Origin of the sequence: Streptomyces fungicidicus (assembly GCF_003665435.1) — a bacterium.
In the GTDB taxonomy this organism is placed as follows: domain Bacteria; phylum Actinomycetota; class Actinomycetes; order Streptomycetales; family Streptomycetaceae; genus Streptomyces; species Streptomyces fungicidicus.
In genome coordinates this window covers 3,669,831-3,688,093 of sequence record NZ_CP023407.1, presented here as the reverse complement: position 1 = coordinate 3,688,093, position 18,263 = coordinate 3,669,831, and the positions used below count along the sequence as shown (strand labels likewise).

Genomic DNA, 18,263 nt, shown 5'->3' with positions numbered 1-18,263 from the left:
CCGGCAGGGAACGGCCTGCAATCAGGCCCAGTCCTCTGTGAAGGAGCCGCGGATCAGGCGGGGTCCTCCGTGAAGGAGCCGCAGGCGGAGGCGCCGGTCGCGCAGGTGGTGCCGCAGCCGTCGCCCGTTGAGCACATGAGCTTGCCGTACGCGTGCTCGGCGATGACGACCTTCACGTCCAGGGGCGCGAAGTCGTCGTCCAGGCCCGCCAGCGGGGCGGGCGGGGCCAGGGTGGCGCTCGTCATGGTGATGCCCTTCCTCTTGTTCGGATGGTGCGGGACGACCTGGCTCCCGGCGTTACGCCGGAGGCCAGGAGAGCGAGATCCGGCTGTGCACCTTGTCGATGATCCGGTCGGCCGGGATCTGGTCATCGGGGGTGTCGGCCGGATAGACCCGGATGACCGGGCTGGGGCCGCCGCGCCGGTTGGCCTCCCAGTCGCGCAGCATGTCGGCGACCTTGCCGGCGAGCTGCTTCGCGTTCGGGCCGAGGGCGTGCACGCCGTACTCGATGTGCTTGTTGTCCTCAGTGCGGCGGGTGACGAGGTAGGCGAAGGTGTCGTCGTCGACGGCGGCGAGGGAGAACCGCTTGTTCACGGGTGCGACCAGACCCGTGTCCAGGTCGTCATCGACCGCCATGGTGCAGAAGCCGGGCAGGCCGATCGCCATGGCCATCTGGAGGGTGTCGATGAGTTCGGAGAGGCCGATGATGACGCCGGTCCACCGCTCGTGGCGCGGGAACGTGACCGCGTTGTCCAGCCGGTGCGGATCGGCCGGCAGACCGTCATCGAACTTCAGCCCGATCTCCGGGGTTCCGTTGACCAGGAGGAGTTCTTCGCGGTGGGCGGTGGAGCCCTGCATCGGGACGAAGCCGCAGATCCGTGCCGACTCGCTCTCCAGGTAAGGGCCGCGCTCGCCCGTGACCTGGGTGAAGGCGATCGAACGGGTCAGGCCGCACATCCGCAGCGGCACCACGAGACGGCCGCCCTGCTCGAGCTGCGCGATCCACGCCGGGGCGATGTCCCAGGCCCCGGCGGTCACCATGACGACATCGACCTCCCCGATGGGGAGGGGTTCGGCCGCGTCGGCGGTGACGACGCGGACCTTGTCGTAGCCGTTCTCCTCCAGGAGACGGGACGCGCGGTCGGTGACGGAGGAGTCGATGTCCACGGTGATGACTTCGCCGGACGGGCCGACGAGTTCGGCGAGATAGGCCGCGTTCAGTCCGCCCGAGCCGACCTCCAGCACCCGCATCCCGGACTCCACCTGGGCCTGCTCCAGCATCATGGCCTGGATCTGCGGGGCGGAAACGGAGCTGAGCTGCACCCCGTGTTCGTCGGTCTTGGTGATCACCGCGGCGTACGTCTCGTACGCCCTGTCGAGCGGGGTGTCGGGGATGAACGCGTGGCGGGGCACCTTGCGCATCACGGCTTCGACCTCCGGGGAGGAGATGTTGCCGTCCGCGCACAGCTCGTCCACCACCTTGTTCCGCAGGCGGGTCGCCTCGTCGGGCTCGACGGTCGTGTTCGTCATGGGCTTCCTTCGGTCGTACGTGTTGGGGATGCAGGCCGGTTCGTGTGCCGGATGGGCCGGGAGGCTGGGGGCGAACGTTCTCCGTTCTTGTCAGCTCACCAACGGGGCGGTGTGCTGGACGGCGAGCTGGGAGGCCCACGCCCGCAGAGGGCCGGTGCGTGGTGACCAGCCCGCCGAGCGGCACGCGGGTGGGTGGAGGCGTGGATCACTCGGTCCCCTTGATGTAGCGGGCCTCGATCAACTCTTCGATCAGGTCAGCGGTCACGAAGGCGAAACGCCGGGCGAGTCCGACAGCCTGCTGATGGGCGGCCGGCGTGCACTCCTCCCGCAGGGGGCGCGCTCGCTCGACGAGTCGGGTCATCTCGGCGGTGGGCGGAAACCTGTCGTCAGCCACCGTGATGTCGCTGAGCTGCTTCAGGTGGCTGCGGAGGCGGTCGACCAGGGCGACGGTCGTCGCAACGGGCGGGGAGTGATCGCCAATCACCGCGTCGAGATCGTCGAAGACCTCTTCGATGTCGAGCGGCTTCCAGACTCGGAATCGGTCCAGCACGAGCCGTAAGCCGTCTGCGTCGAGCGGTGGCTTCCACTCCTCGGCTGGGCGTTTCGGAGCCACTGTGGTGCTCACTGCTCTTTCCCCACCGAAGCCTCGACCACAGCCCAGGTGACCTTGCCCCACGGGTGTGTGTCGTAGCCCCACCGCGAACTCATCGTCGCGACCAGACTCAGACCCCGGCCGCTCTCAGCGTTCGGGTCGGCCGTCTTCAGGTGGGGCGCGCCGTGCGAGCGGTCGGAGACTCCGATGCGGACGGCACCGTTACTCGGACGCTCGATGAGGATCTTCGACACCGGGGTATCGGTGTGCTCGACGGCGTTGGCCAGCAGTTCGGTGACGATGATCTTTCCGCAGTCGGCCACGTCGTCGTCCATGCCCCAGGCCGCCAGTACATTGGAGACGAGAGCGCGGGCGCGGCTCACGGACTCGCGGACGCAGGGCAGCTCCGTGGTGTAACCCGGGGCGCCGATCGCATTCGGTTTAGCGACGGTCATGGTCACGAGGTCTTTCCCTCCGGCGTGGGGTGCCCGGCCCTGATGAGGAGGCAGGGCCGGGCTTTCCTCCGTGCCGCCGTGCCGAACTCGACTCGGCGACCGATGACCAGTCAACGAGCGACATGCCGCGCGCAACAGGAAGGGTCCCGGATTCGTGCATGCCCACCAACCGGAAGACTTTGCGTTCCCATTACCTGAGGTCTGGGCATCAGAGTGACGGTGGTACTACGTTCGGTACATGGGAGCGAATCTCGTTCTTCAGCGTCGATTGGCTCAACTCGGTTTTACGCAGGAGGAGTTGGCGGATCGACTGAACGCTGCCCTGCAGGAGATCACCGGTCGGCCCGGTGAAATCTCCTCCCGGACGGTCCGTAACCTGCTCAACGGATCGAGCCGACGTCCAATCGGACGCACTTGCGCCGCACTTGAGCGTGTGTTCGGCTGCCCCGTGGCGGACTTAGGGTTCAGCGCACCCAGCTCCATGCAACATCCTCCGGAGGGCCCCGTGCGGCGTCGCGACTTCATCGTTTCCACCACCGGAACGGCAGCCGCAGCCGTTCCGGTCGTCAAGCAACGTCGGTCGGTAGGCATGGCGGACGTAGCCCGCGCCTCGGCCAGCATGAACCAGCTGGTGGAGGCCGACGACCGCCAGGGCGGACACGTCTCCCTGGCGACCGCAGCCCTCGAAGCTCGCGCCAAGGTGCTGGAGCTTCAGCAACGGAACGCCAGCGAACGCGTGCGCCGCGCCCTGTACGCGCTTGCGGCCGAGTTCACCACCATCGCCGCCTGGTCGTGCATCGACCTACGCGATCTGGACACGGCCCAGACGTACCTGCACGAGTCGTCCACGTTCGCCGGCCTCTCCCAGGACCCGCCCACGGGCATGCGCATGTGGGTCAACATGGCCATGCTCGCCTACCAGCGGAAGAACTGGCCGGAACAGCTCGCGGCAGCGCAGGCGGCCAACGCCTCCCCCGCCGCCCGCAGGGATCCGTTCTTCGGCTCCATGGGCCGCGTCCGCCTCGCGCTCGCCCATTCGTCACTGGGGGACCTGCGAGCCGCTCGGCGGGCCCTGGGCACAGCGCAAGAGACCTTTCGGAAGGCGGCCGAGGACGAGCGTCCCCGGTGGACCGCGTTCTACGGGCCCGCCGAACTCAACCACCTCGCGGCGATCATCCTCAACCGCAACGGAGAACCCGCCGAAGCCGAGGCGATGGCGCACCGAGCCCTGGCGAAAATCCCGGCGGAGTTCCAGCGCAACCGCGCGCTGGCCACCTGCCAACTCGCGCTGGCACAACTCCGCCAGGGAGAGCCCGAGCAGGCCACAGCGACCGCGGCCACCGTCTTCACGATCATGGAGGGCGCTCCATTACCGGGGCGCATGCGCACCCTGATCGGAGACTTCCACCGAGACCTGTTCCGGCTGGCGCCGTCGACGACGTACGCACGCGACTGGGCAGACCGAATGCGAGATGAATGGAGTCGAACGTGACCAGGGTGATCGACCTGCGGCACTACGCCCAGGAGAACCTCCCCGAGGGCTTCAGGCAGATGCTGATCGATGTGCACGCCGACGCCTACGCCGATGCGATGGACGACGAGTTCAACCAGCGGTTTCCGTGGTTCGTCGATCACTGGTCAGGGATGAATGGCTTCACCTGCGTCGTCGCCTTCGACGGCGACGAGCCGACCGGCTTCGCGTACGGCGCCCCCCTCCAGCCCGGCCGTGAGTGGTGGCGTTCCACCGCATTCGAGCCGATCAACGGGTACACCGCGACCTACGCCGTCTCCGAGGTCATGGTGCGCCCTCGGTGGCGGAAGCAGGGGATCTCGGAGCGGCTCCACGAAGCCCTGCTGAAGGAGCGCAGTGAAGATCTCGCGGTGCTCCTGGTCGATGTGGCGCACCCGAAGGTGCAGGACCTGTACGAGACGTGGGGCTACGAGAAGGTGGGCGAGCAGCAGCCCTTCGCCGACTCCCCGGTGTACGCGGTCATGGTGAAGAGATTGCACCCCTAAGGGGCCTTGCCTGCCCCACGTACGGCGTTACGTGCCGGCCAGGCTCGTTATCACCGTCCTCCGCGAGGTCGTGGCCAGCACCCCCGCATGCCGCGCTCTCGCCAGAAGCAGGTCGAAGTGTCCGGGAAACATGCTGCCGTCGTGCTCCTGCTGAAGCACGACGGCAGCTTCCAGCATGGGAAGGGTCACGTCAGCGGCTCGGACGTCGGCGGTTCACGTCCGCCGGTTGCGGCTGCACGACCGGAACAGCGGGTGCACCCGTGTCCGGCGGCAGGTGGGTGCTGCGAGCACTGCGGGTGGCCGCGCTCCGCACCCGCTGGCTGACTCGCTCGGCGGTGGCGTTACGCAGACGCCAGACCAGGATCTCGGCCGGTCGGTCCGCGGTGTCGAGTTCCCGTTGCCCGGACAGGTCGGCCAAGGCCCGGCGGGTCGGGGTGCCAGCGGACTCGGCCTGGGCGAGGGCGGTGGCCAGCGCGGGCCAAGCCGGGTCGGCCAGGATGCGGTGTGCGTGCTCGGGGATCGTAGCTCGGACGGCTGCCGCGAGCCGATCCTGTGCTTGGGGACTCGGGGCGCGTGCGGCGAGCTGAGCAAGGGCCGGCCGGGCAACCTGCTGTCGGGCGGCCCGGAGGTGGACGAGGGACTGCTGGGCGGCTGCCGCCTGCTGCTCGTGACCGCGCTGGGCGTGCCACTCGGTGAGGGCGATGAGTAGGAAGACGGCTGAGGCGAGCGCCGCAGCGACGAAGTCGCCGTCCTTGCCGGTGGGTGCGGTCAGCAGCGTCCTTCCGGCCTGACGCAGGGCGTCGGCGGCCCGGTGCTCGGCTCGGATGGCGGAGCGGTTGGCGCGGTTGAAGGCGATGGCTGCCGCTTGCAGTTCAGCCCGGAGCTGGCGCGGCGCCGAGACTGCGGTGTTGCGCAGCAGCTTGGCGAATGCCGCAACCTGAGCCTGCACTTGGGCATCGACTTCACCTCCTGCCGTTTCGCCGTTGGCCCTGGTGACGAGCGCATAGGCGGTGCGCAGCTTCCCATCAGCGTGCCGCCAGGAGTCGCCTGCCTCTGCCCGGCTCGCGTGCAACGCTGTGGCCTGCCCTGCAGCCTCGCCTTCGGCCGGACCGAAGCGCTCGCGGAGCCGGTTCAGGGACAGGTCCGGAGCGAGTGCGGAGCCGCTGTAGAAGATGGGCTCGCCCTTGGCATCGGTGTCGTCGGCGGTGGCGAGGCTGTAGCCGGTGACTTCCCCGGTGACGGGACCGAGACGGGGTCGGACCTTGAGCCCGAGAGACGTCAGCACGGCGAAGAACTCGTCCTCGTCGCGGGCTGCCGCTGCGGCGGCGTAGGCGTGCTCGCGAAGCCAGACCCGTGCTGTGTTCTTGTGGCCCTGCCGCTCGGCCTTGGCGACCTCCGGCCCGGTCGGCGTCTTCGGCGCTGTCGCGTCACCGGACTTCAGCCGGCGCAGGCCGAGTTCTGCCTCGATTCTGCGGCATTCGGCCTGGGCCCGTCGGCCGTCACCCTTGTTGCGGGGGCGGCGGCCGTCTTCTCGGACACCGGTCGCCATGATGTGAATATGGTCCTCGGCGTGCCGTACGGCGATCCACCTGCAGGCCGCGTCGTCACCGTGTTCGGCGATGCCAGTGGCGTGGACGATGCGGCGGGCGACCTCGGCCCACTCTTCGTCGGTGAGGTAGCGGTCGCCCGGTGCGGTGCGGACGGGGCAGTGCCACATGTGCTGCGGCACCTTCTTGCCCAGCCGCTGTTCGCGAAGCTTCACCGGCTGGTCGAGGTAGTCGGCCAGTTCGCTGAGAGCGTCGTGGTGTTGGTCGAGGGGAATGCGGCCGGGGTCGTTGATGCCGGGCATCGCGAACGCGGCGACGATGTGCGGGTCGGTGTGCTCGTTACGGCGGCCGGGGCCGAAGAGGTAGGAGAGGAGGCCGCGGCTGCGGTCGCCGGTGGAGACGTCAGGCACCACGGTGACCACCTCCGGCCAGGGTCTGGTCCAGCAGCAGACGGGTGCGCTGGGCGACCTGGTGAAGCTCGTTGAGGATCTCTTCGGCTCGGTCGGGCAGCTCTCCTTGGTGGACAGCCCGGACGAGCTGGTTGAGGTTGCTCCCGGTGCGGCCGAACTCCCTGATCAGCCTGCCGAACAGAATCATCAGGTCCTGGGTGGCCTGTGGGGACGGGAGCGGGGCGATGCCTTCGGGACGGCGGTCGGACAGGTAGGCGTGGGCGAAGGTGAGGGCGCAGTCCATGAGGTAGGCCGAGCGGGAGCGCTTCGCCTTACGGGCGGCGAGGTCGATGAAGGCGCGCTCCGCTGGTTCGGCCGAGCAGGTCAGTTGCAGAGTGCGTTTGGTCCCGGAGCGAGGCCGGTAGAGGACTTCGCTCAGGTGCCGGCGGCGCTCGGCGCCGGGTGCGGTGTCGGCGTGAGCGGGGGCAGGGACATCGTTGGCGGCGACACCGTGGTGCATGAACACGTCGGTGTTCACGGTCGGCGCGATGCGTACGGCAGGGGCGGCGGTTGGCTCGCTCGGCTCGGCGGGCGGCTGCGTGTTCTGGTGGAGGCCGCGCTCGGCCTCCCCGCCCGTCTCTGTCCCGGCCCCGTGGGCCGGGCCGGCCTCCGCCCCCGCCGGAGCGGACACGAGCGCGAAGTCCGCATCGCCCCCAGGCGATGCGGACTTCGCCCCAGCTCGCTCCGCTGTCGGGTGGAGGGCGACCCCGTCAAAGCCCTGGTCGGGCGTGGGCGGGTGCGCTGCGAGGAGGCTACGGGGCGGCGCGGACTTGGCGGGCTTGGCCTTGCGGGAGAACGGATTACGGCTCACGGGAAGTTTGGAGGCTCCTGCCTGTGTGTGGTGTGGAGTGGGCGAGGCGAGTGCCCGGGGACTCGACGGCTTGGCCCAGCCAGGCATCTCGTGTAGTGGACCGGGAAGAGGGCGTTGCCCGGAATCGGTTCGGTTCCGGGCAACGCCTTGCGATGAAGGTCAGTCGACCAGGTGCGGACGGGCGTCGGTGCCCTCCCGCACCAGGGCCATCGCTTTAGGAAGTGCAGAAGCTCCTCGACCTGGCCAACAAGACCCGGCACCCGGCGCGCTGGGTCATATCCCTGGCACTCGGGCTGCGCCAGGGCGAGGTCCTCGGTCTCAAGTGGGACGGACGTCGACTTCGAGCTGCGGGTCATGACGGTCCACCGCAACCGGCTGCGGCCACGGTACGAGCACGGCTGCGGCGACCGCTGCGGGCGCAAGCCCGGCTTCTGCCCGCAGAAGGTCAACATCCGCCGCGAGACCAAGGACACCAAGTCTCGCGCCGGACGCCGGCCGATCGGCATCCCCGACCCGCTGGTACAGCTCCTGCTCCAGCACCGGCGTGAGCAGGAGCGCGAACGGCGACTGGCCGGCGACCTCTGGACGGAGAAGGGGTACGTCTTCGCCTCCCCGACTGGCGAGCCCCTCAACCCGAACACCGACCACCATGAGTGGAAGGATCTCCTCAAGGCGGCGGGCCTACGCTCGGGCCGCCTCCACGACGCCCGTCACACGGCGGCGACCGTCCTGCTGATCCTCGGCGTACCGGACACGGTCGTTGACGCAATCATGGGCTGGGAGCCCGGCAAGTCCGCCCGGATGCGTCGCCGCTACCAGCACCTCACCAACCGGGTGCTCACGGACACCGCCGACAAGATCGGCGGCCTCCTCTGGCCGCTGCCTGAGGAGCCTCCTGCTGGTTGACCGGCTCTGGTCCCAGGCCGGCAAGGGGTCGGCCCGAACGCATCGGCGTTCGGGCCGACCCCATCGAGCTGGCTGTGCACGCCCACCGAAGTCCTACTCTTCGGCGAGCTGCTCTTCGCTTCGCTCGGTGGTGTAGGGCCGACCAGCCTGGTCCGTGATGACGGCGACTGACGTGGGCAGAACCTCGACCCGGAGCATGGGCCATGCCAGGGGATCGCCACGACCATCGACGTAGAGCAGGTGACGCACGTAGGCGCCCACGAGGAAATCCCGTTCGGCGAGCTCGTGGACGTAGCCCTCAAGTGTCTTCTCCGCGTCCCGGTTGTCACGCACACTGTGAAGCTCTGGGGCGATGTCCAGGTAGTCCCGGAGCAGGTCCAGGAACTCCACGATCAAGGACTCTTCGTCGTCAGGAAGACCGTCCGGCAGGGCGTACTCGAACGCCACACTTGTCTTGATCATGTTCCATAGAGGGTTTCCCCGGGTGATCAGTGCCAACGCCCGGGGCTGCGGGAAAGCCGGGTCGGGAACGAGCTTCACGCCGCCTGAGGCACCGTCGTCCAGTGAGCGCCGGACCCAAGCGGCATGCTGCTCCTTGATCTCCCTGAGTCGCTCAACCGTGAAGTGGGCTGGTTGATCATCGACCTGCTTGTGGTGCCTACTGCACAACAGCAGCAGATTCGTATGGCTGTGCTTGGAGGCGTCGTCCAGGTCCCCCGCCCGCGGACCGCCTTTGGAACGAGCCACGATGTGTGCCTCTTCGCCGAACACAGACGGATCATCACAGTCCGTCCCTGGGGTGATCACCTCGCCACGGCAGATTGAACATCTCCCGCCGGCTTCAGCCCACACAATCTTGCGCGTCTTCTCGGAGACCCCCATGCGTGGCACCTTGCCAGAAGTTCAGGTCGGCGCAGAAGAACCAGGCCAGCTACTTCTGCGCGCAGGGAGCCGTCACCGCCGGATCGCGGCAACTGCAACCCGAACTGCAACCCTCAACGTCGAAGGGCCCCACCGCAAGCGGTGGGGCCCTTCGACATCGTGCCCGGTGAGGCACTGGCGGAGGATACGAGATTCGAACTCGTGAGGGGTTGCCCCCAACACGCTTTCCAAGCGTGCGCCCTAGGCCTCTAGGCGAATCCTCCGCTGGGAACATTACATGACCGAGAGGAGTGCTCGCGAACTCGTTCCCGGCCCCGGACATGGGGTAGCCTCTGCGTAGCCCCTCACGCGGCGCTATCTGACTGAACTCCCCCAGGGCCGGAAGGCAGCAAGGGTAGGTCGGCTCTGGCGGGTGCGTGGGGGGCGCTTGCGTGTCCGGGCGTCCGGTCCGGTTGTCGGTGGGCGCCTATAACCTCGTATGCGTGTCGTCTCTCGCGCTCTACCGCCGTTACCGCCCGGAGTCCTTCGCCGAGGTCATCGGGCAGGAGCATGTCACTGACCCGTTGCAGCAGGCGCTGCGGAACAACCGGGTCAATCACGCGTACCTGTTCAGCGGTCCGCGCGGCTGCGGCAAGACGACCAGCGCGCGCATCCTCGCGCGCTGTCTGAACTGCGAGAAGGGCCCCACGCCCACGCCGTGCGGGGAGTGCCAGTCCTGCCAGGACCTCGCGCGCAACGGGCCCGGTTCGATCGACGTCATCGAGATCGACGCGGCCTCGCACGGTGGTGTGGACGACGCCCGTGACCTGCGCGAGAAGGCGTTCTTCGGGCCCGCGGGCAGCCGCTACAAGATCTACATCATCGACGAGGCCCACATGGTCACGTCGGCCGGTTTCAACGCGCTGCTCAAGGTCGTCGAGGAGCCCCCGGAGCACCTCAAGTTCATCTTCGCCACCACCGAGCCCGAGAAGGTCATCGGGACCATCCGGTCGCGCACGCACCACTACCCGTTCCGTCTCGTGCCGCCCGGCACCCTGCGGGAGTACCTCGGCGAGGTGTGCGGCAAGGAGGAGATCCCCGTCGAGGAGGGCGTCCTGCCGCTCGTCGTGCGGGCCGGCGCGGGATCCGTGCGTGACTCGATGTCCGTCATGGACCAGCTGCTCGCCGGTGCGGGCGAGCAGGGTGTGACGTACGCCATGGCCACCTCCCTGCTCGGGTACACCGACGGCTCCCTGCTGGACTCCGTCGTCGAGGCCTTCGCGACCGGTGACGGCGCCGCCGCCTTCGAGGTCGTCGACCGGGTGATCGAGGGGGGCAACGACCCCCGCCGGTTCGTCGCCGATCTGCTGGAGCGGCTGCGGGACCTGGTGATCCTCGCCGCCGTGCCGGACGCCGCCGAGAAGGGGCTCATCGACGCGCCCGCCGACGTCATCGAGCGGATGCAGGCCCAGGCCGGCACCTTCGGGGCCGCCGAGCTGAGCCGCGCCGCCGACCTCGTCAACCAGGGGCTCACCGAGATGCGCGGCGCCCACGCGCCCCGCCTCCAGCTCGAACTGATCTGCGCGCGCGTGCTGCTCCCCGCGGCCTACGGCGACGAGCGCTCGGTCATGGCCCGCCTGGACCGCGTCGAGCGCGGCGTCAACTTCTCCGCGGGCGGCGCCGCCGCGGGCACGCCCCCCATGGGGTACGTGCCCGCTCCGGAGGTTCACGGGGGAGCCCAGGGGCAGGGCCCCGTCGAGCCGGGAGGCGGCCCCGCCGCGGCCCGGGCGGCGGTTCGGGGACCCGGCCCGGCTCCCGCCCCGGCACCGCCCGCCCCCGCGCCTGCCCTCGCGCCCACGCCCGCACCCGCCGCTCCGGCACCTCCGGCCGCTCCGGCCGCTCCCGCTCCGGCGGCCCAGCAGCCCCCGGCGGCCGACGCGCCGCCCGCGCCGAACGCCCCCGGCGCCTGGCCCACCGCGGCCCCCGCGGGCGGCGGCCGCCGGCCCGGCGGCTGGCCCACGGCCGCCCCGACGGGCGCCGGCCAGTCCCCCGCGGCCGCCCCGACGCCCACCCCCACCCCCACCCCCGCGCCCCAGACGGTCCCTGCGGCCCCGGCGCCCTCGGGTGGCGGCGGCGGTGGGCTCGACCCCCGCATGCTCTGGCCCAACATCCTGGAGACGGTGAAGAACCGTCGCCGCTTCACCTGGATCCTGCTCAGCCAGAACGCCCAGGTGACCGGCTTCGACGGCACGACCCTCCAGATCGGCTTCGTCAACGCCGGCGCGCGGGACAACTTCCTCAGCAGCGGCAGCGAGGACGTGCTGCGCCAGGCGCTGGCCGAGCAGTTCAGCGTGCAGTGGAAGATCGAGGCGGTCGTCGACCCGTCCGGCGGCGGCACACCGGCCCCGGCCCCGGCCGGACCACCCGGCGGATGGTCCGGCGGCGGTGGCCACGGCGGTGGCGGCGGGTACGGCGGTCCCGGCGCCGGTGGCGGCGGGCGTCCCCCCGCTCCCCAGCCGGCGGCACCGCCCGCCGCGCCCGCCCGGCCGGCCGGCGGCGGCCCCTCCGCACCCGCGCCCGCCTCCGCGCCGGCGCCCCGCCCGTCCGCCCCGGAGCCGCCGCCTCCCGTCTCGCCCGAGGACGACACCCCGGAGGACGACGACCCGGACCTGGACGAGTCCGCCCTCTCCGGTCAGGACCTGCTGGTGCGGGAGCTCGGCGCGACGGTCGTCGAGGAGTTCACCAACGAGTGAGCCGCACGCCCACCGGGCCTCGGCGCACCGGGCGGAGGCGAGGGCGTCTGGAGGAAGCCACAAAGGTTCCCCTCCCGCCCCTTCGGAAGCCCGCACAAGGGGAAGCCGCCGTCTGCCGTTAGGCTGACCCCCGTGAAGGTCCTCGTCATCGGCAGCGGCGCCCGCGAACACGCCCTGTGCCACTCCCTGTCCCTCGATCCCGACGTCACCGCGCTGCACTGCGCGCCCGGCAACGCCGGCATCGCCGGGGTCGCCGAGCTGCACCAGGTCGACGCCCTCGACGGCGCGGCCGTCTCCGCGCTGGCCCGGAGCCTCGGCGCGGACCTCGTGGTGGTCGGCCCCGAGGCGCCGCTCGTCGCCGGTGTCGCCGACGCCGTGCGCGACGCGGGCATCCCGGTCTTCGGCCCCTCCAAGGAGGCCGCCCGGCTCGAGGGCTCCAAGGCCTTCGCCAAGGACGTGATGGCGGCGGCCGGCGTGCCCACCGCCCGCAGTTACGTCTGCACGACGCCCGAGGAGGCCGACGCGGCGTTCGGCGCGTTCGGCGCGCCCTACGTCGTCAAGGACGACGGACTCGCCGCCGGCAAGGGCGTCGTCGTCACCGACGACGTCGAGGCGGCCCGCGCGCACGCGGGCGCCTGTGATCGCGTGGTCGTCGAGGAGTTCCTCGACGGCCCCGAGGTCTCCCTCTTCGCGATCACCGACGGCGAGACCGTGGTCCCCCTGCAGCCCGCCCAGGACTTCAAGCGCGCGCTGGACGGCGACGAGGGGCCGAACACCGGCGGCATGGGGGCGTACTCCCCGCTGCCGTGGGCCGACCCCAAGCTGGTCGACGAGGTCGTGCAGACCGTCCTCCAGCCGACCGTGGACGAGATGCGCCGCCGCGGCACCCCGTTCTCCGGGCTGCTCTACGCGGGCCTCGCGATCACCTCGCGCGGTGTCCGCGTGATCGAGTTCAACGCCCGCTTCGGCGACCCCGAGACCCAGGTGGTGCTGGCCCGGCTGAAGACCCCGCTGGCCGGGCTGCTGATGGCCGCCGCCACCGGCAACCTCGCCCATCTGGAGCCGACCCGCTGGAGCGACGAGGCCGCGGTCACCGTGGTCGTCGCCTCGCACAACTACCCCGCCACCCCGCGCACCGGCGACCCGATCACCGGCCTGGACGAGGTCGCCGCCGAGGACGCCCCGCACGCGTACGTGCTGCACGCGGGGACGAGGCGCGAGGGCGACGCCGTCGTCAGCGCGGGCGGGCGCGTGCTGTCCGTCACGGCGACCGGCAAGGACCTCACCGAGGCCCGCGACCGGGCCTACCGCGCGGTCGCCCGCATCCGCCTCGACGGCTCCCAGCACCGCACGGACATCGCGGCGAAGGCCGCGCGGGAGGCGTAGCCGCACGGGCGCGCCCGCCCGGCGACGACGAACCCACGGGCCCCGGATCCGTCACAGGATCCGGGGCCTGACCCTTGCCGTCCGTCATCCACCTTTCCCCAAAGCCATTCCATCGAGTGAGCGATGCGCCATCCGGCTGACGTGGACCGGGGCCCCAACTAGGGTGCCGCGCAAGCGCTCCGGCACTTGGCCCACCGGCATTGCGATGTCAGTGGCGGCTGCCACAGTGGGGGCATGGACAACGCCGGGACAGCGTCGGAACCGTAGCGGGGGGAGGGTGAGGTCGGGCCATGAGCGGAAGCGGTAGGGGTGCGGACACCGGAGCACGGTCCGCGCGGTCGCACGCGCTGGCCGTTCTGCGGATCCGCAGCCGGGCACTGGCGGTCGCGCTGCTCCCGGCCGCCGTCGCGGTGGTGCTGCTCGTCGGCGGCTCCACCGGCCATCTGCCGGGCGCCGGCTGGGACCTCGCCCGCCGGTTCCTCACCCCCGTCGCGGTGCTCGTCCTGCTCGCCGCCGCCGGTGTCGCCCTGGTCGTCGCCCGGGCCCGGCCCGCCATGAGCCCCACCGTCCCGGTCGCCGAGGAGGCCGCCCCGGACCTGTACCGGATGGTGCGTGACCTCGCCGACCGGCTCAACGTCCCCGCTCCCTCCGCGATAGCGCTCACCCCGGACTGCGACAGCTGGCTGGAGGACCGCACCCACCCGGCGCACGGCCCCCCGTCCGCCGAGGAGCACGGCGACATGGCCGCCGGCGGGCATCCCGTGCGCGGGCGGACCGCCGCCGCCCCCGTGCTGGTGATCGGCTCCCCGTTCCTGTGGTGGATGCGAGTGGGCGAGCTGCGCGCCGTGCTCGCCCCGGTCGTCGCCGGCACGGGACCCTCGGCGCACCCGGACATAGCCGCCGCCCGGCGTTTCATGCGGGGACTGGACGCCGCGGTGGCCGTGACCTCGGCGCCCGGGCGCGGGCCGGTGGCCCGGGGTGTCCTCGCGGGCGTCGGCCGGGTCACCCGGCTGTTGCTGCGCGGCTGCCGGGGGCATGCCGCCGAGATGGAGCGCGGGGTCGCCGCGGCGGCGGCCGACCGTGCGCAGGCCGTGGACTACGGGCCGCGGATCGTCGCCCAGGAACAGGTGGGGCTGGCGTACGCGGGCTGGGACCGGCTGCTCACCCGGGTGGCGCTGCCCGCCTGGCGGATGGGCCGCTGGCCCTCGCGGCTCAACGCGGGGGTGGTCGCGGCGCTCACCGAGCTGTCCCGCCGGGACCGGCTGGCGGAGGGCTTCACCTCCCGCCTCGGCGAGCGCCCCGCCTGCGACCTGCTGGAGGAGCCCGGCGCGGTGGACGAGGCCGCCTCGCTGCTCGCCGCCCGCCTCTTCCACGGCGGGCCCGCGGAGCGGGGACCGGACTGGTCCCCGGTCCACTGGGGCGACTACCCGGACGAGGTCGTCGACCGCAAGTGGCGCACCGACGCCGCCCGCCTCCACCGGGTCCTGGACGCCCTCCATGTGCCCCCGGCCCCCGGTGGGACCGCGCCCCCCGGAGGGCCCACCCTCTCCCGGGTCCTCACGCACCTGACCGGCGCACCGCCCCCGCCCGCCGGACCCGTCCCGCCCGGTGCCGCGGAAGACGACGCCGACGCCGACGCCGCCGTCGCCACCGACCGCAGCGCCGCCCTCGCCGCCCGGCTCACCGCCGAGCTGGCCCGCGAGGAGGCCGCGGCCACCGGGCCCGCCCCCCAGGGCGCCGAGCCCGCCCTCCCCGGGGACGGCGGCGAGCTTTCCCTCTTCCCGCTCCAGCCCCCGCGCACCGGCCGTGACCTGCTCGCCGACCACATCGCGGCGATGGTCTGCTGCGCCGCGATGGACACGGCGGGCGCCACCCCCGGCCTCGACTGGCTCGACGGCCCCGCCCTCCTCCTCGGCGGCGCACGCGTCCCGGACCTGTCCCCGCAGGTCATGACCCTGATCGAGGACGGCGACCCGTCCGCCCTCGGACAGTGGCTGACCCGGCAGGGCATACGCCCGGAGAAGCCCGTACGGCTCGTCTGAGCCCACGCCCGCCCGCGCACTCCGGAGCTGACTCTTCCGCTTTCAGTCAATTCACGACGAACGGTGACGGAGTACGTGCGAAATGTGATGTGCTGGGACCGTTCGCGCCCCCTGGCAAGAGCGCGCGACATACGACAAACACATAACTGGCGGCAGGTGTCATCCGCCGGCCGACTGCCGGGCAGCACCACGCACCGCATCGCGACGGGGGCGCGAGGGAGGGGAGCGATCATGGGTTCGGAGCAGACCCGCCGCTGGGAGTCGGGAGCACTCGCGCACGCAGTGAACGATCCCTTCGGGCTCGGCCCCCTCCCCTGGCTGCGCGGCAGCGAGACGTACTTCGGCGACACCGGCCAGGTCGTCCCCTGGTACGTCGACCCGGATCCCTGCCCGGACCCGGCGCGGTCCGCCGTCCGCATCCCGCGGCAGGGCGGGCGCACGGTCCCCGGTCCTCGCGCGTCCGGCTCCGTCGGGCCCCGCGCGGCCGACGACGTGCGCCGCCAGATCAAGGGCTTCGCCTCCACCGGAGGGGTCGCCCCCGGCGAGTCCATCGACTTCCACATCACCGTCGACCCGCCCCAGGCGTTCGACGTGGACGTCTACCGGATCGGCCACTACCAGGGCGACGGCGCCACCAAGATCACCTCCAGTCCCCGTCTCTCCGGCATCGTGCAGCCGCCGCCGCTCACCGCCGACCGCACCGTCTCCTGCCACCACTGGTGGCTGTCCTGGCGGCTGCCGGTCCCGTCGTACTGGAGCGTCGGCGCGTACGTCGCCGTCCTCACCACCGCCGACGGCTACCGCTCGCACATCCCGTTCACCGTCCGCGACAACCGTCCGGCCGACCTCCTCCTGGTCCTGCCCGACGTGACCTGGCAGGCCTACAACCTCTACCCGGAGGACGGCCGCACCGGCGCGAGCCTCTACCACGCCTGGGACGAGGAGGGCCGGCTGCTCGGCGAGTCCGGGGCCGCCACCACCGTCTCCTTCGACCGCCCGTACGCGGGCGCCGGTCTCCCGCTGCACGTCGGCCACGCCTACGACGTCATCCGCTGGGCCGAGCGCTACGGCTACGACCTCGCCTACGCCGACGCCCGCGACCTGCACGCCGGCCGGATCGACCCCACCCGCTACCGGGGCCTGGTCTTTCCCGGCCACGACGAGTACTGGTCGGCGCCCATGCGCACCGCCGTGGAACGCGCCCGCGCGCACGGCACGTCCCTGGTCTTCCTCTCCGCCAACACCCTGTACTGGCAGGTGGAGCTCGCCCCCTCCCCGGCAGGCCCAGGCCGCCTGCTGACCTGCCGCAAACGCCAGGGCCCCGGCAGGCCGACGCTCTGGCGGGAGCAGGACCGCGCCGAGCAGCAACTGCTCGGCATCCAGTACGCCGGCCCCGTCCCGCAGCCCCATCCGCTGATCGTGCGCAACGCCGGACACTGGATGTGGGAGGCGACCGGCGCGCACGAGGGCGACGGCATCGACGGCTTGGTCGCGGCCGAGGCCGACCGCTACTACCCGCGCACCCCGCTGCCCGAGCACGAGGAGCGGGTGCTGCTCGCCCACTCCCCGTACACCGACCGCGAGGGCGCCCGCCGCCACCAGGAGACCTCCCTCTACCGGGCCCCCTCCGGCGCCTGGGTCTTCGCCTCCGGCACCTTCGCCTGGTCACCCGCCCTTGACCGCCCGGGCCACGTCGACGCCCGCGTCCAGCGGGCCACCGCCAACCTCCTGGACCGCATCTGCAAACGCGACTGACCCCTCCGCGCCACCCCGTACGGAAACCTTCCCGCGCATACGGGAGAATCGACGTACTCGGCCCGCCCTCTCCCGCCACCACCCAGTGGGAGCCCTGCGGGCGCACCCTTTGTTCAACCCCACGGGGAGGCACCGTGTCCGGATTCGTCGAAAAGCCCGAACCGCTGCAGGTTCCGGGCCTGGTGCATCTGCACACAGGCAAGGTGCGCGAGCTGTACCGCAACGAGGCGGGCGACCTCGTGATGGTCGCCAGCGACCGCATCTCCGCCTACGACTGGGTGCTGCCGACCGAGATCCCGGACAAGGGCCGGGTCCTCACCCAGCTCTCCCTGTGGTGGTTCGACCAGCTCGCCGACCTGCTCCCCAACCACGTCCTGAGCACCGAGCTGCCGGCCGGCGCCCCCGCCGAGTGGGAGGGCCGCACCCTCGTCTGCAAGTCCCTGAACATGGTCCCGGTGGAGTGCGTGGCCCGCGGCTACCTCACCGGCTCGGGCCTCGTCGAGTACGACGACACCCGCACCGTCTGCGGCCTCGCCCTGCCCGAGGGCCTGGTGGACGGCTCGGAGCTGCCCGCCCCGATCTTCACCCCGGCCACCAAGGCCGCCGTCGGCGAGCACGATGAGAACGTCTCCTACGAGGAGGTCGCCCGCCAGGTCGGCGCGGAGACCGCCGCCCAGCTGCGCCAGGCGACCCTCGCCGCCTACTCCCGCGCCCGGGACATCGCCCGCGAGCGGGGCATCGTCCTCGCCGACACAAAGTTCGAGTTCGGCTTCGACGGCGACACCCTGGTCCTCGCCGACGAGGTGCTCACCCCGGACTCCTCCCGCTTCTGGCCGGCCGGGCAGTGGCAGCCGGGCCGCGCCCAGCCGTCGTACGACAAGCAGTATGTGCGGGACTGGCTGACCTCGGCCGAGTCCGGCTGGGACCGCAGCAGCGAGCAGCCCCCGCCGCCGCTGCCGCAGCACGTCGTGGACGCCACCCGCACCAAGTACGTGGAGGCGTACGAGCTGCTGACCGGCACCGGCTGGAGCTGAGCGCACGACGAAGGCCCCGGTCGATCGACCGGGGCCCCGATGTGGAGCGAACGACGAGGTTCGAACTCGCGACCTCAACCTTGGCAAGGTTGCGCTCTACCAACTGAGCTACGTTCGCATGCGCCG

14 protein-coding genes, 2 tRNA genes, 1 other RNA gene and 1 pseudogene are annotated in these 18,263 nt (G+C 71.5%); 9 read left to right on the top strand and 9 right to left on the bottom strand.

The features are described from left to right. Window positions 1-53: 53 nt before the first annotated feature. The 4 genes from CNQ36_RS16725 to CNQ36_RS16710 all read right to left on the bottom strand — a co-directional run bounded on the left by CNQ36_RS16725 (window position 54) and on the right by CNQ36_RS16710 (window position 2,577). Window positions 54-245, bottom strand: a complete 192-nt coding sequence (locus CNQ36_RS16725) for an FxLD family lanthipeptide (protein ID WP_012380187.1) — start codon at window positions 243-245, stop codon at window positions 54-56. Between the two features lie 52 nt (window positions 246-297). Further along, window positions 298-1,530 carry a methyltransferase, FxLD system gene (gene fxlM / locus CNQ36_RS16720; RefSeq protein WP_121546592.1) on the bottom strand — a complete coding sequence of 411 codons (1,233 nt, stop codon included), beginning with the start codon at window positions 1,528-1,530 and terminating at the stop codon, window positions 298-300. Between the two features lie 205 nt (window positions 1,531-1,735). Next, a complete protein-coding gene (locus tag CNQ36_RS16715) occupies window positions 1,736-2,155 on the bottom strand; it encodes a DUF6415 family natural product biosynthesis protein (RefSeq protein WP_121546591.1) in 420 nt (139 codons plus the stop codon). Continuing rightward, window positions 2,152-2,577, bottom strand: coding sequence for an ATP-binding protein (locus CNQ36_RS16710; protein WP_121548484.1), 426 nt, complete (start codon window positions 2,575-2,577; stop codon window positions 2,152-2,154). The genes CNQ36_RS16715 and CNQ36_RS16710 overlap by 4 nt, the downstream gene beginning before the upstream one ends. Before the next feature lie 238 nt (window positions 2,578-2,815). Between CNQ36_RS16710 and CNQ36_RS16705 the strand changes: the two genes are divergently transcribed. Together CNQ36_RS16705 and CNQ36_RS16700 are read left to right on the top strand one after the other, a co-directional pair. After that, window positions 2,816-4,069, top strand: coding sequence for a helix-turn-helix domain-containing protein (locus tag CNQ36_RS16705; RefSeq protein WP_121546590.1), 1,254 nt, complete (start codon window positions 2,816-2,818; stop codon window positions 4,067-4,069). Then, on the top strand, window positions 4,066-4,593 hold the full coding sequence (locus tag CNQ36_RS16700) for a GNAT family N-acetyltransferase (protein WP_121546589.1): 528 nt from the start codon (window positions 4,066-4,068) through the stop codon (window positions 4,591-4,593). The genes CNQ36_RS16705 and CNQ36_RS16700 overlap by 4 nt, the downstream gene beginning before the upstream one ends. A 190-nt stretch (window positions 4,594-4,783) precedes the next feature. On the opposite strand, the gene CNQ36_RS16695 is transcribed toward CNQ36_RS16700, so the two are convergent. Then, window positions 4,784-6,553 (bottom strand): relaxase/mobilization nuclease domain-containing protein, encoded by a 1,770-nt coding sequence (locus tag CNQ36_RS16695; RefSeq protein ID WP_121546588.1) that lies wholly within the window; start codon window positions 6,551-6,553, stop codon window positions 4,784-4,786. Further along, entirely contained in the window at window positions 6,543-7,220 is a 678-nt protein-coding gene (locus CNQ36_RS16690) for a plasmid mobilization relaxosome protein MobC (protein ID WP_121546587.1), read from the bottom strand. Before CNQ36_RS16690 ends, CNQ36_RS16695 begins: the two co-directional genes overlap by 11 nt. Window positions 7,221-7,618: 398 nt before the next feature. Between CNQ36_RS16690 and CNQ36_RS16685 the strand changes: the two are divergent. Next, a pseudogene (locus CNQ36_RS16685) lies at window positions 7,619-8,306 on the top strand (site-specific integrase); the annotation flags it as partial. 93 nt (window positions 8,307-8,399) lie between these two features. Here CNQ36_RS16685 and CNQ36_RS16680 read toward each other — a convergent pair. Then, window positions 8,400-9,188 carry an HNH endonuclease gene (locus CNQ36_RS16680; RefSeq protein WP_228312987.1) on the bottom strand — a complete coding sequence of 263 codons (789 nt, stop codon included), beginning with the start codon at window positions 9,186-9,188 and terminating at the stop codon, window positions 8,400-8,402. A gap of 175 nt (window positions 9,189-9,363) precedes the next feature. Next, a tRNA-Ser gene (locus tag CNQ36_RS16675) sits at window positions 9,364-9,451 on the bottom strand. Between the two features lie 72 nt (window positions 9,452-9,523). Here CNQ36_RS16675 and ffs point away from each other — a divergent pair. The 6 genes from ffs to CNQ36_RS16645 all read left to right on the top strand — a co-directional run bounded on the left by ffs (window position 9,524) and on the right by CNQ36_RS16645 (window position 18,137). After that, an RNA gene (ffs, locus tag CNQ36_RS16670) (signal recognition particle sRNA small type) lies at window positions 9,524-9,622 on the top strand. 48 nt (window positions 9,623-9,670) lie between these two features. After that, entirely contained in the window at window positions 9,671-11,920 is a 2,250-nt protein-coding gene (locus tag CNQ36_RS16665; RefSeq protein WP_121546585.1) for a DNA polymerase III subunit gamma and tau, read from the top strand. 132 nt (window positions 11,921-12,052) lie between these two features. Further along, a complete protein-coding gene (gene purD, locus CNQ36_RS16660) occupies window positions 12,053-13,306 on the top strand; it encodes a phosphoribosylamine--glycine ligase (protein ID WP_004929546.1) in 1,254 nt (417 codons plus the stop codon). Window positions 13,307-13,596: 290 nt separating this feature from the next. After that, on the top strand, window positions 13,597-15,348 hold the full coding sequence (locus tag CNQ36_RS16655) for a M48 family metalloprotease (protein ID WP_121546584.1): 1,752 nt from the start codon (window positions 13,597-13,599) through the stop codon (window positions 15,346-15,348). Window positions 15,349-15,579: 231 nt separating this feature from the next. After that, entirely contained in the window at window positions 15,580-17,103 is a 1,524-nt protein-coding gene (locus CNQ36_RS16650) for a N,N-dimethylformamidase beta subunit family domain-containing protein (protein ID WP_121546583.1), read from the top strand. Between the two features lie 134 nt (window positions 17,104-17,237). Next, window positions 17,238-18,137 carry a phosphoribosylaminoimidazolesuccinocarboxamide synthase gene (locus CNQ36_RS16645; protein WP_121546582.1) on the top strand — a complete coding sequence of 300 codons (900 nt, stop codon included), beginning with the start codon at window positions 17,238-17,240 and terminating at the stop codon, window positions 18,135-18,137. A gap of 42 nt (window positions 18,138-18,179) precedes the next feature. Here the strand turns inward: CNQ36_RS16645 and CNQ36_RS16640 are convergent. After that, window positions 18,180-18,255: transfer RNA gene (locus CNQ36_RS16640), tRNA-Gly, on the bottom strand. Between the last annotated feature and the right edge of the window lie 8 nt (window positions 18,256-18,263).